The organism is Nonomuraea sp. NPDC049758 (assembly GCF_040674635.1).
Classification (GTDB): Bacteria; Actinomycetota; Actinomycetes; order Streptosporangiales; family Streptosporangiaceae; genus Nonomuraea.
In genome coordinates this window covers 143,135-156,220 of the sequence record NZ_JBFAMZ010000024.1, presented here as the reverse complement: position 1 = coordinate 156,220, position 13,086 = coordinate 143,135, and the positions used below count along the sequence as shown (strand labels likewise).

Annotated in this window: 12 protein-coding genes and 1 tRNA gene; 9 read left to right on the top strand and 4 right to left on the bottom strand. The window is 71.8% G+C overall.

Going from position 1 to position 13,086, the window contains the following annotated elements; all coding sequences use genetic code 11:
• Positions 1–163 precede the first annotated feature (163 nt).
• The 3 genes from AB0J46_RS43355 (at position 164) to AB0J46_RS43345 (ending at position 3,094) form a co-directional block, all read left to right on the top strand.
• A tRNA-Val gene (locus AB0J46_RS43355) sits at positions 164–238 on the top strand.
• A 484-nt stretch (positions 239–722) separates the two neighbouring features.
• The gene (locus tag AB0J46_RS43350) at positions 723–1,481 is read left to right on the top strand and encodes a hypothetical protein (protein ID WP_364341003.1); all 759 of its coding nucleotides are present in this window, start codon (positions 723–725) and stop codon (positions 1,479–1,481) included.
• Positions 1,482–1,969: 488 nt separating this feature from the next.
• A complete protein-coding gene (locus AB0J46_RS43345) occupies positions 1,970–3,094 on the top strand; it encodes a lipase (RefSeq protein ID WP_364341001.1) in 1,125 nt (374 codons plus the stop codon).
• Here AB0J46_RS43345 and AB0J46_RS43340 read toward each other — a convergent pair.
• Positions 3,059–3,775: a response regulator transcription factor gene (locus AB0J46_RS43340; protein WP_364340999.1), complete on the bottom strand. Its 717-nt coding sequence runs from the start codon at positions 3,773–3,775 to the stop codon at positions 3,059–3,061. The genes AB0J46_RS43345 and AB0J46_RS43340 overlap by 36 nt on opposite strands.
• Positions 3,772–4,932 (bottom strand): histidine kinase, encoded by a 1,161-nt coding sequence (locus tag AB0J46_RS43335; RefSeq protein WP_364340997.1) that lies wholly within the window; start codon positions 4,930–4,932, stop codon positions 3,772–3,774. The genes AB0J46_RS43340 and AB0J46_RS43335 overlap by 4 nt, the downstream gene beginning before the upstream one ends.
• Positions 4,933–5,038: 106 nt before the next feature.
• On the opposite strand from AB0J46_RS43335, the gene AB0J46_RS43330 reads away from it, so the two are divergent.
• Together AB0J46_RS43330 and AB0J46_RS43325 are read left to right on the top strand one after the other, a co-directional pair.
• Complete coding sequence (locus tag AB0J46_RS43330; RefSeq protein ID WP_364340995.1) at positions 5,039–5,581, top strand: hypothetical protein; 543 nt, start codon at positions 5,039–5,041, stop codon at positions 5,579–5,581.
• Positions 5,582–5,704: 123 nt separating this feature from the next.
• Complete coding sequence (locus AB0J46_RS43325) at positions 5,705–6,634, top strand: carbohydrate binding domain-containing protein (protein ID WP_364340993.1); 930 nt, start codon at positions 5,705–5,707, stop codon at positions 6,632–6,634.
• A 70-nt stretch (positions 6,635–6,704) separates the two neighbouring features.
• Here AB0J46_RS43325 and AB0J46_RS43320 read toward each other — a convergent pair whose 3' ends face one another.
• Positions 6,705–7,679 carry an RNA polymerase sigma-70 factor gene (locus AB0J46_RS43320; protein WP_364341009.1) on the bottom strand — a complete coding sequence of 325 codons (975 nt, stop codon included), beginning with the start codon at positions 7,677–7,679 and terminating at the stop codon, positions 6,705–6,707.
• Between the two features lie 125 nt (positions 7,680–7,804).
• Between AB0J46_RS43320 and AB0J46_RS43315 the strand changes: the two genes are divergently transcribed.
• Together AB0J46_RS43315 and AB0J46_RS43310 are read left to right on the top strand one after the other, a co-directional pair.
• A complete protein-coding gene (locus AB0J46_RS43315; RefSeq protein WP_364340991.1) occupies positions 7,805–8,650 on the top strand; it encodes an SDR family NAD(P)-dependent oxidoreductase in 846 nt (281 codons plus the stop codon).
• Positions 8,651–8,795: 145 nt separating this feature from the next.
• Entirely contained in the window at positions 8,796–9,998 is a 1,203-nt protein-coding gene (locus AB0J46_RS43310) for an alpha/beta hydrolase (RefSeq protein WP_364340990.1), read from the top strand.
• Between the two features lie 290 nt (positions 9,999–10,288).
• Here the strand turns inward: AB0J46_RS43310 and AB0J46_RS43305 are convergent, their stop codons facing one another.
• Entirely contained in the window at positions 10,289–11,116 is an 828-nt protein-coding gene (locus AB0J46_RS43305) for a hypothetical protein (RefSeq protein WP_364340988.1), read from the bottom strand.
• 215 nt (positions 11,117–11,331) lie between these two features.
• On the opposite strand from AB0J46_RS43305, the gene AB0J46_RS43300 reads away from it, so the two are divergent.
• A complete protein-coding gene (locus AB0J46_RS43300; RefSeq protein ID WP_364340986.1) occupies positions 11,332–12,225 on the top strand; it encodes a siderophore-interacting protein in 894 nt (297 codons plus the stop codon).
• Positions 12,226–12,232: 7 nt separating this feature from the next.
• Positions 12,233–13,081 carry an ABC transporter ATP-binding protein gene (locus tag AB0J46_RS43295; protein WP_364340984.1) on the top strand — a complete coding sequence of 283 codons (849 nt, stop codon included), beginning with the start codon at positions 12,233–12,235 and terminating at the stop codon, positions 13,079–13,081.
• Positions 13,082–13,086 lie beyond the last annotated feature (5 nt).

Sequence of the window (13,086 nt, the reverse complement as noted above, 5' to 3'; positions counted from 1 at the left end):
GAACGCCTTCGCCATCACCTTCGAAGGCCGCCTGACCTTGACCACCCGATAGAACAAATCAAGATCGAATCACACCGTTCACTGGACAGACCCCTCCGTTTCGCCACCACCCCGAGAGTGCGGTATGGTTTTCCCCGTCAGCACCGCAAGGCGCCGGCAGGGCGGGCGATTAGCTCAGCGGGAGAGCGCTTCGTTCACACCGAAGAGGTCACTGGTTCGATCCCAGTATCGCCCACCACGGTCAAGGGCCACATCCCAATACGGGAAGTGGCCCTTTTGATCTTTCGGGTGACCAACTGAGTGACTGTCCCCCTTCAGGGGCGTCACCAGGAAAGATCCGATCCATGACAGTCGCGCCGTCCTGGATGACGGCCTGGATCTGGTGCCGATGGACCTTCTCGGTGACTGCTGATCCGCCGGCATGTCCGATCAGCCGGGCGATGTTTTGAGCGTGCGGCGCGACTTGGGAGTCCTGGTGTCCTCGCCGGCACGCACCGACCGCCAGACATGGACGGCGAAGTCTTCGTGCTCCCAACCGGTTGGGCTGAGGCACACGCCCCTTCCTGGATCAAGGCAATGGGGCCGATCGTCACGCCGACCTCCGGTGAGGCCCGCGCATGACTGCGAGTGCCCCGGCTCGCTAGGGTGAGGCCTCCCGTCCCCTTCGCTCCTCCGGGAAGTGTCACGTGCTCCGTCGTCACCGTGCAGCCATTCCCGCCCTCATGGCCACAAGCGTCTACCTCTCCGCGCTGGCCGTCGCGGTGGTGGTCGCGTTGGCCACCGGTGACTTGGGGGTGCTGTGGTGGATGACGTTGTTCGCGGCACCGGACGCGAGCGTCCAGGTGACGTGGCCGAACGTGCTCCTGTTGATCCTGGCGGGACTGGTGGTGGCCTGGGTGTTGTGGGAGTTCCTGCACGGGCCGCTGACTGGGCCGCCGTCGGAGCAGGACCGGGACACAATGCGGTTGCGCGTGGCGCTGTACGTCGCGGCGGCGTGCACCCTGGTCACCCCGTTCCTGACGACCTGGTCCTCGTGGGCAGCGGTGGTGATGTTCGTGCCGATGTTCGGGGTCGTGCTCCTGCTCTCTCCAGTCGTGGGACGCACCCGAAGACATGTCCTCATCCTGCGTGTCAGCGGCACCCTGGGATACGGGTGCGCCGCCGTCGGCTTGGGGTTGGCGTTGTCCGGGCACGCAGTCGGAGCTCTCGCGTTGGTCGCCGGCCTGGCGTCCTTGATCTGGAACGTGCTGGTCCTGCGGGCGCAGTGGGACAACAAGCGCTTCCAGCGGGCCACTGTCAAGTACGGCATCCTCGCTCTGGTTCTGCCCTTCGTGCTCACAATGGCAGGCGGGCTGAGTGGAGTGCCGCCTGAGTTCTACGACGACGTCGTGGCGGTCGTCGGTCTCCTGGCCGTGGTCTGGCTGGCCCGTTCCGCCCACGACCTCCACGCGCCCCCAGCCGTGTCGGTCCCCTCCGCGTGACACGGTCACCGCGTACGCATCCGGACACACTGCGGGAAGGGGAGCCAACATCATGGTCCCCGGTACCGGGCGCAAGGCTGCGTAGCTGACCCGCCACCTCTTCGGGTGAGACGACGGCCCAAATACGCCTGATCACCCAGTCAATATGCCTGCTTCACACCGAAGAGGTCACTGGTTCGATCCCAGCATCGCCCACTCGTAAGGCGTGCGGGGATCATCCGAAACCCCTTCTCTCATTTTGAGGGGCCAATCCGAGAGCCGTCCCGCTTGGATCTCGATCCGTCGGCTGCTCGCCATAGATGGTGACCGCCTTGAGCCGCTGGGCGTCCAGGCCCAGTTCGTGGAACGCGCCGTCGAGGTGACCGACGACGGGATCGCGGGGCGTCATCCCTGGAGACGAGATCCGTCGGGCTCTACCCTCCTGGGTTGAGTCGGAGGTCCTTCTCGGGCCAGAGGCGGCGGCCGTCCGTGGTTGGCAGCGTGAAGGGGTGAAACGTGCACTCATCATCACCGCCCTGGCTCTCGCGCTGGCCGGCTGCGGCTCCACCCCGCCGCAGCGTCTGACGGTCCCGAAGCCGACGGGACCGCATCCCGTCGGTACCGTCTCGGTCCACCTGGTGGATCAGTCCCGACCGGATCCCTGGAACGGCTCCGGCAGGAAGCGGGAGCTGATGGTCAGCCTGTGGTACCCGGCCCGGGACGTGCAGGACCACCCGGTCGCCCCCTGGATGCCGAGGGCGGCGGCGGACCGGTACCTGAAGATGAACGACCTGGAGCCGGGCTCGGTGCTGCTGGACAGGACCGACGGTCACGAGGGCGCGCCCGCCGACACGAGCCTGGGCGAGCTGCCGGTCGTCCTGTACTCGCCGGGCGCCAACGCCTCGCGCGCGTACGGGACCGGCGTCGCAGAGGAGCTGGCCAGCCGGGGATACGCGGTGGTCACCGTCGATCACCCCTATGACGCGGCGGTGGTGGAGTTCCCCGGCGGCCGGGTGGAGACGGGGCCCGAGGTGACCGACTTCGCCAAGGCGGTCGACGTCCGGGTGGCCGACGTGCGTTTCGTCCTGGACAGCCTGTCCCTGCTGGAGGGGAAGGTGCCCGGCCGTGCCGGGAAGCCGCTCTTCGACCTCGCGCGGATCGGGATGTTCGGGCATTCGCTCGGCGGCGCGGCCACCTCCTCCGCCATGTACGCCGACCCGCGGATCAAGGCCGGGCTCGGCCTGGACGGCGCCGTCTTCGGCAAGGTGGCGAAGTCCGGCCTCGACCGGCCGTACATGGTGGTCGACACCGACGGGAAAGGCGGCATGGCCACGAATCCGACACTGCGTGCCTTCTGGGACGGGTTGCGGGGATGGCGGCTCAACGTGACGCTCAAGGGGGCGGCGCACAACTCCTTCGGTGACGACGTCCTGCTCATCCCCATGTCGGCCGGGCCACTGGGGCTGGGGAAGGAGCAGTTGGAGGAGGTCGTCGGGACGATCCCGGCCGAGCGGGCGGTGGCCTTCCAGCGCGCCTACCCGCTGGCCTTCTTCGAGCAGACGCTGCGCGGCCGTCCGCAGGCGTTGCTTCGGGGCCCGTCAGCCGCCTTCCCCGAGGTCTCCTATCGCCGCTGACGGCGCCCGCCCGCCGGCCGTGACCACGCCGCCCTCGTAGGCGGCGATGACGAGCTGCGCCCGGTCGTGCGCGGCGAGCTTGGCCAGCAGGCTGCGGACATGGGTCTTGACCGTCGCCTGCCCGATGCCGAGCCGCTCGGCGATCCGCGGGTTGGTCAGCCCCCGGGCCACCAGCACGAGCACCTCCCGCTCCCGTCCGGACACCTGGGCCAGGCCCGCCGCCAGCCCGGCCGGGATCGCGGCGGGCTCGCGCCGGGCGAACTCCGCGATCAGCCGCGTGGTGACCGACGGGGCCAGCAGCGCCTGCCCTTCCCCGACGATGCGCAGCGCCTCCAGCAGGTCGCCGGGGCCGGTGTCCTTGAGCAGGAATCCGCTGGCTCCGGCGCGCAACGCCCCGTAGACGTACTCGTCGAGATCGAACGTGGTCAGCATCAGCACCCGTGTCCCGGCGGTCGCCGGGTCGGCCCGGATCAGCTCGGTGGCCCTGATCCCGTCGAGGCCGGGCATGCGGACGTCCATGAGCACCAGGTCGGGCCGCAGGTCGCGGGCCAGGTCCACGGCCTGCTGCCCGGTCCCGGCCTCGCCGGCGGTCGTCAGGCCAGGGGCGGTGTCGATCAGCCTGCGCAGGCCCGCGCGCAGCAACGCCTGGTCGTCGGCGATCAGTACCGTGAACGTGCTCACCTGTCGTCCTCCCCGGACCCGGACCCGGAAGCGCTTGGCAAGGGCAGTCTCGCGCGGACGGCGAAGCCGCCGCCGGGCTCCGGCCCGGCCGAGAACGTCCCGCCGTAAAGGATCACCCGCTCTTCCAGCCCGGCCAGCCCGTGTCCTCCCGTACGCGGCGCACCCCCGCGACCGTCGTCGACGACCTCGACCACCACTTCGCGCCGCGCCCGGGTGACGACGGTCACCCGGCACCGGGCGGGGCCGGCGTGTCTGAGTACGTTGGTCAGCGACTCCTGCACGAGGCGATGGACGACCAGGGCCGTCGCGCCGCCGAGCGTGAGGCCGGGCTCGACGTCGAGCTCCACCCGCACGTGACCGTCCGGGATTGCCGCGACCAGCTCGCGCAGCGTGTCCACCGCGCGCGGCGCGGCGTCCCGCTCTTCCGGGGTGTCGCGGAGCAGGCCCAGCAGGCCGCGCAAGTCCGTGAGCGCCTTCCGGCTGGTCTCCTCGATGACCGACAACGCCTCTCCGGCCTCCTCGGGGTGCGTGGCGGCGACGTGGTTGGCGATGCCGGCCCGCATGGAGATCAGTCCCATGCTGTGGGCGACGACGTCGTGCACCTCACGAGCCACCCGCAGCCGTTCCGCCGTCGCCGCGGCCTGCGCCGACCGTGCGACGGCCTGCGCGGCGTACGCGCGCTGCTCCCGTACGGCGAGCCCGATCGTCCAGGCCAGGCCGAGCAGCAGCCAGGCGAACCCGCACGCCGAAGCCGCCTCCGTCCAGGTGGGGGCGCCGATCGCGGCACCGGCGGCGGTCACCGCCAGCGCGGCCACCAGCGCCGTCACCGCCGTCCTGCGCGCCTGCAGCAGCGCCACCGCGTGCAGGGCGACGGCCAAGGGCACGAACGCCTCCTGCCAGCCGGCGAACGGCGCGATCACCGCCGCCACCAGGACCGCCGCGCACACCGGCACGGGCCACCGGCGCCGCACCGCCGTCGGCAGGCAGGCCAGCGCGATCACCGGCACGGCCACGAAGGGCGGCACCCGGGCGGTCTCGGGCGCCAGCACCGCCGGCAGCGAGAACCCGGCGGCCAGGGCGACGGCCGCGAACACGTCGAGGGCGACCCAGTGTCCCGGCCGCAGCCTGCGCGCGATCAAGGGACGCCGTTCGGCCATGCGCCCACCCTAGACGGGCCGGGCCACGGCGGCGTGCGCCATGCTCATGTCGCCGGAGTTCGCCGAGAGACTGAAGGACTGGTCCCGAGGCGGCCAGGTCGCTTACGTGGAAGCGGACTTCTGGGGTGGCAGCGGCAGCCAGGCCGCCGCCCTGTGGGAGAACGGCCGTCGCAGCTGGGGGCCCGAGCACGCCTCGATCCAGGCCGGACCGCCGCGCGATGACTGGCCGATCAACGCCGTGCTCGCGCGCCTCGGAGCGGTCAGAGCAGGTGCGGCGGACCTCTTCGACGCGGTCGGCCTCGGGCGGGAACGCGACATGGAAGGGTGGCGCCGGGCGGCCCTGGACGCCCCCGGTTACGACGCGTGGGAGGCCGCATGCCGCGCCAGGGAGGAGGCCGACGCCCGCGCCGCCGCCGAACGTGACAGGTACACCAGGCGTGACGATGTCCCCGTCGTGCTCGACGGCAGGACGGTGATGCGGATGCTCGGCCTCCCGCCCTCCCCGATTGTGGGGCCGCCATCCGGCATCTCCAGGAGGTTCACCTGGAACGCGGTCCCCTCACCCGCGACGAGGCCGCCACCGAACTCCGCCGCTGGGCCCGGAGCTTCCGGAGCACCCGATGATTCACGCTGCGCCCGGCGGCACTGACGTGCCGGTGACGTCCGCCCGAGCGCCAGGCCGGGACGGCCGCCCGCGGCGATTTGGCCCAACCAAAAGACCGGGAATTGGCTCTAGGTTGACGCTGATGTCGCCCCCCTAAGATCCACGATCATGAATTCATTTCCGATGCGTCTCATCGCCGCGGGCGCCTTCGTGGCGATGGCCGCGGCGGCCACACCCGCGTACGCCGCCGCGCCCGCCGGCGACGCCGTGGTGAACGGCTCGCTGGACAACGGGGTCAAGGGCTGGTGGGCGTCCAAGAACACGCCGATCGAGGTGACGGGCGGGCGGCTGTGCGCCGAGGTGCCCGCGGGCGGTGACAATGTGTGGGCCGCGATGGTGGGGCAGAGCGGCATCGAGGTCCGGGGCGGCCAGACCTACCAGTTGAGCTTCGAGGCGAGCGCCACGAAGCCGACGAGGATCAGGTCGCTGGTCCAGGGCGGCGGCACGAAGCCCGCCGCGATCGTGGACGGCTACCCCGAGGTCGGCGGCAGCTCCAAGAAGTTCACCTACGCGGCCACGGCCAAGGTGTCGGACTCGGAGGCTCAGGTGTTGTTCCAGGTGGGCGGTGCGGACGCGCCGTACACCTTGTGCCTGGACAATGTCTCTCTCGTGCCCGTGCACCAGAGTGTGGTGAACGGCTCGCTGGACAACGGGGTCAAGGGCTGGTGGGCGTCCAAGAACACGCCGATCGAGGTGACGGGCGGACGGCTGTGCGCCCAGGTCCCCGCGGGCGGTGACAACGTGTGGGCCTCGATGGTCGGGCAGAGCGGCATCGCCGTGGAGGCCGGGAAGACGTACCGGCTGAGCTTCAAGGCGTCGGCGACGAGGCCGGTGAAGATCAGGTCGGTGGTCCAGGACAGCGGCTCGAAGCCCGCCGCGATCGTGGACGGCTACCCCGAGGTCGGCACCGGGTCCAGGACCTACTCCTACCAGAACACCGCCAAGACCTCGGACCAGGAGGCCCAGGTGTTGTTCCAGGTGGGCGGTGCGGACGCGCCGTACACGCTGTGCCTGGACGACATCCTGCTCACCGACTAGAACGCCGGGCGCAGCGGTCCGGCCGTCCTGGCACAAGCCCGGCGGACCGCTGCGCCGGTGGGGCCGCCGGTCACCGAGGTTCGTCCGGCGCGCCGGTGACCGGCACACCGCCCTGCACACCGCCCTGCGCCGCCGCGCGGGCCTGCTGCTTCTTCTCGCGGATGACCGCGTGGGCGTCGGCGACGGGGCCGAGGTGCCGGAGTTTGTCGGGGTTGACGATCGAGCGGATGGTCTGGACGCGTCCGTCCAGGATGTCGAGCGTCCAGATGCTGACGATCCGGCCGTCGCGGTCGCGGATGATCGCGCCCGGCTGGCCGTTCACCTCGTGCGCCTCCAGCACCGCGCCGATCCGGGCGAACGGCGCGACCGCGACGGACAGCACCCGGGCCACCTTCGCGAGGCCGAGGACGGGCAGCGTGCTGCCGATCCTGCCGCCGCCGTCGTTGACCAGCCGGACGTCTGCGGCCAGCAGTTCCCGCAGCCCTTCGACGTCGCCCTCCCTGAGCGCGCCGATGAACCGCCCGGCAAGCTGCTCCCGGGACCGGCGATCGGCCTGGAAGCGGGGGCGGCCCGCGTCCATGTGGCGGCGCGCCTGGACCGCGAGCTGGCGGCAGGCCGCCTCCGACCGCTCCACGGCGGAGGCGATCTCCCGGTGGCTGAAGGCGAACACCTCGCGCAGCACGAAGACCGCACGCTCCAGCGGGCTCAGCCGCTCCAGCAGGATCAGCGCCGCCATCGACACCGAGTCGGCCAGCTCCGCCGACCGCTCCGGGTCCTGGTAGGGGTCGGTCAGCAGCGGTTCGGGGAACCACGGCCCGACGTAGGCCTCGCGCCGGACGCGGGCCGAGCGCAGCACGTCGATCGAGATCCGGGTCACCGTCGCCGACAGGAAGGCCTTGGGGGAGTCGGGCTGAGCCGCGGCGCCCTCGTAACGCAGCCAGGTCTCCTGGACGGCGTCCTCGGCTTCGCTCACGCTGCCCAGGATCCGGTAGGCGATCGCGAACAGCAGCGGCCGTAGCTCCTGGAACTCCTCGGTGCGGGTCACGCCGACCATTGGTATCACCATGGCTGGACAAAGGCGACAAAGTGTCGCAGGTCACACTCGCCCTAGCTCACATCCGTGCGGGGCTGTCTCGTCCAGGGGGTTGTAACAGCTGAAAGGAGCAGAGCATGCAGAAGGTCTGGTTCGTCACCGGCTCGTCCCGCGGCCTGGGCCGCAACTTCGTCGCGGCCGCCCTGTCGCGCGGTGACCGGGTCGCCGCCACCGCCCGGAGCACCGCGAGCCTGAAGGAACTGGTCGACGTCCACGGCGACGCGGTGCTCCCGCTGGAGATGGACGTGACCGACAGGGCCGCCGTCTTCGAGAGCGTGCGGCGGGCGAAAGAGCACTTCGGCCGGCTCGACGTCATCGTGAACAACGCCGGTTACGCCCAGATCGGCGCGGTCGAGGAGCTGACCGAGCAGGACCTGCGCGACCAGCTGGAGACCAACCTGTTCGGCGCGGTGTGGGTGGTCCAGGCCGCGCTGCCGTACCTGCGCGAGCAGCGCTCGGGGCACATCATCCAGCTGTCCTCGGCCGCCGGGGTCATCGCCATGCCGCTCGGCGGCGCCTACCACGCCTCCAAGTGGGCCCTGGAGGGCCTGAACGAGGCGCTCGCCGGCGAGGTCGCCGAGTTCGGCGTCAAGGTGACCATCGTCGAGCCCGGCGGCTTCGCCACCCGGAACGGCAACAACCCCGACCCGCTCGCCAACGGCCACCTGGCCACCCCCGACCCGGCCTACGACGGTCTCCGCCGGCGCCTCGGTGCGATGGCGGGGAAGATGCCCGCGGGAGACCCGGCCGCCGCGGCGCAGGCGCTCCTGAAGCTCGTCGACTCCGCCAACCCGCCGGTGCGGGTGCTGTTCGGCAAGGGCTTCCACCCGCTGATCCAGCAGGCCTACGCCGACCGGCTCCAGACCTGGGCCGACTGGCAGGACCTGTCGATCGAGGCGCATGGCCCGCTCCAAGCCGGCTGACCGGCCCGCTCGGCCCTGACCCTCGACAAAATATCCGTCCTGACCCCTGACAAAAGCAGCGGTCCTGACCCCTGACAAAAGTAAGGGTCCGAGCCTGTCTTTCGGGCATGTGGGGGGTGGTGGCGTCATTTCTACAGTTCTGTGCATGATCAGAACTCGCCGAAACCCCGCCCCCCTCCTTCTCGCCCTGACCCTGGCCTTCCCGGCGGCGGCCGCGGCGGCAGCGCCCGCCGCCGCTGCCTCCACCGGCTCCACTGCGGGCACCTCCGACGTACGCGTCGCGATCCCGCACCCCACCGGCCAGTTCGAAGTGGGTCGCGACACCCTGCATCTCGTCGACGCCGGCCGCCGTGACCCGTGGGTGCCGGAAGCCGCGCGCGAGCTGATGGTCTCGGTGTACTTCCCGGCGCGCACCGGCGGGAGCGCCGCGCCGTACATGACCGTCGACGAGGCCCGGCTGCTCCTCAAGGGACAGAAGCTCGACGCCGTCTTCAAGCCCGAGCAACTCGCCGACGTCAGCACCAACGCGCACCTGAACGCCCGTCCCGTCGGCGGCCGGCACCCCCTGGTGGTGCTCTCCCCGGGGTTCACCCTCAACCGGGCCACCCTGACCACGCTCGCCGAGGACCTCGCCTCCAGGGGCTACGTCGTCGCCCTCGTCGATCACGCCTACGAGTCGTTCGGCACGACCTTCCCCGGCAGCCGTACCCTGACCTGCGTCGCGTGCGAGACGGTGGAGAGCGCCCCCTCCGACGAGGCGGAGAAGGAGCTGATGGCCAAGGCCGCGGTCAACCGGGCGGCCGACCTGTCCTTCGTGATCGACCGGCTGACCCGTCCCGCACGGTCCGCGCCCGCCTGGCGGCACTGGCAGATGATCGACCCGCGCCGGATCGGCGCCGCGGGCCACTCGCTCGGCGGCAACGCCGCGGCCGGTGTCATGGCCGCCGACCGGCGGGTCCGCGCCGGGGTGAACCTGGACGGGTCGTTCTTCGCCCCGGTCGCGGTCTCCGGCCTCGGCGGGCGGCCGTTCCTCATGCTCGGCACCAAGGTCCAGCACTCACCCGGCGCCGCCGACACCACCTGGACCCGGGACTGGCCCCGCCTGGACGGCTGGAAGCGCTGGCTCACCGTGGCCGACTCCGGCCACTTCACCTTCATCGACCTGCCCATCCTGGGCGCCCAGGTGGGGATCGTCGACCCTGCCGCGCCCCTGTCGGGCAAGCGGTCAGGCGAGATCACCACGTCGTACGTCGGCGCCTTCTTCGGCCGGCACCTGCGCGGCGAGCGGCAGCCCCTGCTGGACGGCCCGTCCGCCGCCAACCCGGAAGTGGCCTTCCAGAACCCCTGAGGCCGGGTCGGCGGCCTGTGCTCGCCGGCGCGCCCTGTCCGCGGGGCTGCCGAACGGGCTTCCGCCCCGGGCCTCCACATGGTCGCGCAGACTCGTCATGTAGTGCCGCCGGCTGCGGCTGCACATGCCGAAGCACTCCAGGTCCCGGCTCAGGCCCCGGTGGCGCGTGTCGCCGTCGGGCGGGGTGACGGTGAACGTGGGCCTCGTGCCGATCCAGTCGGGCAGGAAGGGGCAGGCGACGACGGTCCAGCGCACCGACGTCGGCCGGGTCGCCTCCGCGACGTGTCCTTTCAGTGGTCGGAGGCCGATGCCGCGGCGGCGATCGGTTCGAGCTCCGCGGCCAGCTCGTCGAGCTCGTCCGCACTGAGCACGTCGTACGCCGGCGCGGCCAGTTCGTCGGTGAGCGCCTCGATCCGCTGCTTGGTCTCCCGGCCGGCGTCGGTGAACCCGCCGGCGGCGTCCACGAGGCCGCGGTGGCGCAGCCCGTCGACCACGGCGGTCAGCCGGGCCTTGGGCAGGTGGTGGATCCGGCCGAACTCCTTCGCCCGCATCCCGAGGGAGACGGCCACGAGGACGTGGGCCTCGGTGCCGCCGATGCCGTGGGCGACAAGGGCGGCGTTGTGGCCGTCCCCGCGGTGCTCGCGCAGCAGCGTCGCCGCGTGCCAGAGCCTGGCGACCGGCTCCTCGGGCACGTCGAGCGCCCGCAGCCCGGCGTACAGGGGCCGGCCCTCGACCGGCGCGCTGAGCGCCGCCCGGGTGGCGAGGTCGGCGGCCCGCGCCAGACCGGGCGAGCCGGCGAGCTCTCCGATCATCTGCCGCAGGGCGGCGGCGCTGCCCTGTTCGCGCACGGTGATCGCCTCCTGCGGGGTGATCTTTCCCCACACCCACGGGATGTGGCGGGCCACCTCGCCGTCGGCGAAGTTGTAGAAGACCGCGTGGACCACCTCGGCCGGTGCCAGGCCCAGCGGGGCGGCGCGGCCGGCGAAGTAGCCGTCCCAGTAGTTGCGCATGCCGACGGCCAGGAACGCCTCGTTCGCCACCTCGGAGAAGGTGGCGGTGGCGATCGGCTCGATGAGCTCGAACATGCGGTGGATCCTGGCCTGCGGGTGGTGCAGCATCGGTCGGTGTCTCCCTCGGTCGTGCTGGTCGTGACAGCCCCTCGTGGGCGACTGTTCACCCTGGCTACGAACGACGCGGCCCGGTTCCGACAACTCCGGCCGATAATTTTCCCCCCGAATGTGATCTACGTTGTAAAGGCGACAGCTCTCGGGGGCGGGTTTCCCGATCGGAGGATCCAATGTAGGTTAGCCTAACCTAACTAAGGAGCTCTGTGGTGGTTGATCCTTTTCGTGCCTTCGACGTCCGGGTTCGGGGCCTGCGGCGGCTGAGCCCGTCATTCCTCCGCGTCACCTTCACCGGGGACGACCTGCACGAGTTCGCGGACAACGGATACGACCAGCGCGTCAAGCTGGTCCTGCCGACCCCCGGCGCGGGCGTGACGCGTTTCCCGCGCGGAGCCGACTGGTTCAAGCAGTGGTACGCCCAGGGCGACGAGCGCAACCCGCTGCGCACCTACACCGTCCGCGCGGTCCGCCCCGAGGCCGCCGAGGTCGACATCGACGTCGTCCTGCACGACGACTGCGCCGGGCCCGCCGGACCGGCCGCCCGCTGGATCGCCGCCTGCGAGCCGGGCTCGGCGGCGGCGATCTTCGGCCCGAACGGCCTCTACGACGGCTTCCACGGCGGCCTGGAGTTCCGGCCGCCCGCCGGCTTCGGCACCGTGCTGCTCGCCGGGGACGAGACCGCCGTCCCGGCGATCGTCGGCATCCTGGAGCGGCTGCCCGCCCATGTCACCGGGGAGGCCCTGCTGGAGGTGCCGCACGAGGAGGACTTCCTCCCGGTCGCCGGCGCGCCGGGCGTGCGGGTCACCTGGCTCGCCCGCGGCGACGCTCCCTGGGGCGCCCGCCTGGAGCCCGCCGTCGCGGAGGCCGCCGTCAGGCTCCTGCCGGCGGGCGCGGCAGGCGCCGAGCCCGAGGAGATCGACGTCGACGCCGAGATCCTGTGGGAGATCCCCGAGACCGGCGACGGCCCCTGCTACGCCTGGCTGGCCGGCGAGGCGGCCGTGATCAAGCGGCTGCGCCGCCACCTGGTCTCCGAGCGCGGCATGGACCGCAAGGCCGTGGCCTTCATGGGCTACTGGCGTCAGGGCCGCTCCGAGGACGCGTGAGCCCGCCATGACGACCGACCCCCTGCTCCCGGACCGCTCCGGCCTCGCGCTCACGGGCCCGGCGCTCACCGGCACTGACCTGTGTCTCGGCTACGCGGGCCGTCCCGTCGTCGACGGCGCCTGCATCAGCCTGGTCACCGGCGCCGTCACCGCCCTGGTCGGACCGAACGGCAGCGGCAAGTCCACCCTGCTGCGCGCCCTGGCCCGGCTGCACCGCCCCGACTCCGGCGAAGTCAGGCTGGCCGGCGGCGCCGACGCCCTGGCCCTGTCCGCCCGCGACTTCGCCCGCCGGGTGACGCTGCTGGCGCAGAGCCGTCCCACCCCGACCGGCGTCCGCGTCAAGGACGTGGTCGGCTACGGCCGTCACCCCCACCGCGGCCGCTGGCGCGCGGGCGACCCCGGCGGCGAGGCGGCGATCGAGCACGCCATGGAGCTGACCGGCGTGCGCGCCATGGCCGCACGCGCAGTCGACGAGCTGTCCGGCGGCGAGATGCAGCGCGTGTGGCTGGCCACGTGCCTCGCCCAGGACGCCGGCGTGCTCCTGCTCGACGAGCCCACCACCTTCCTCGACCTGCGCTACCAGGTCGAACTGCTCGAACTCGTGCGCGACCTGGCCGACCGGCACGGTGTGGCCGTCGGCGTCGTCCTGCACGACCTCAACCAGGCCGCCGAGATCGCCGATCGGGTCGTGCTGCTCCAGGGCGGCCGGGTCCGCGCCGACGGCGCGCCGTCCGAGGTGCTCACCGAGGACCTGCTCACCGAGGCCTACGGCATCCGCGTCGAGGCCACGATCGATCCGCTCACCGGACTGGTCCGCACCAGGCCGCTGGGCCGCCACCTGGCGATGAAAGGCTGAAAGAT

Bases quoted from the DNA above. Each gene is read 5' to 3' on its own strand.
- AB0J46_RS43350 (WP_364341003.1), top strand. From the start codon at position 723: ATGGCCACAAGCGTCTACCTCTCCGCGCTGGCCGTCGCGGTGGTGGTC.
- AB0J46_RS43335 (WP_364340997.1), bottom strand. From the start codon at position 4,932: ATGGCCGAACGGCGTCCCTTGATCGCGCGCAGGCTGCGGCCGGGACAC.
- AB0J46_RS43325 (WP_364340993.1), top strand. From the start codon at position 5,705: ATGAATTCATTTCCGATGCGTCTCATCGCCGCGGGCGCCTTCGTGGCG.
- AB0J46_RS43315 (WP_364340991.1), top strand. From the start codon at position 7,805: ATGCAGAAGGTCTGGTTCGTCACCGGCTCGTCCCGCGGCCTGGGCCGC.
- AB0J46_RS43310 (WP_364340990.1), top strand. From the start codon at position 8,796: ATGATCAGAACTCGCCGAAACCCCGCCCCCCTCCTTCTCGCCCTGACC.
- AB0J46_RS43305 (WP_364340988.1), bottom strand. From the start codon at position 11,116: ATGCTGCACCACCCGCAGGCCAGGATCCACCGCATGTTCGAGCTCATC.
- AB0J46_RS43295 (WP_364340984.1), top strand. From the start codon at position 12,233: ATGACGACCGACCCCCTGCTCCCGGACCGCTCCGGCCTCGCGCTCACG.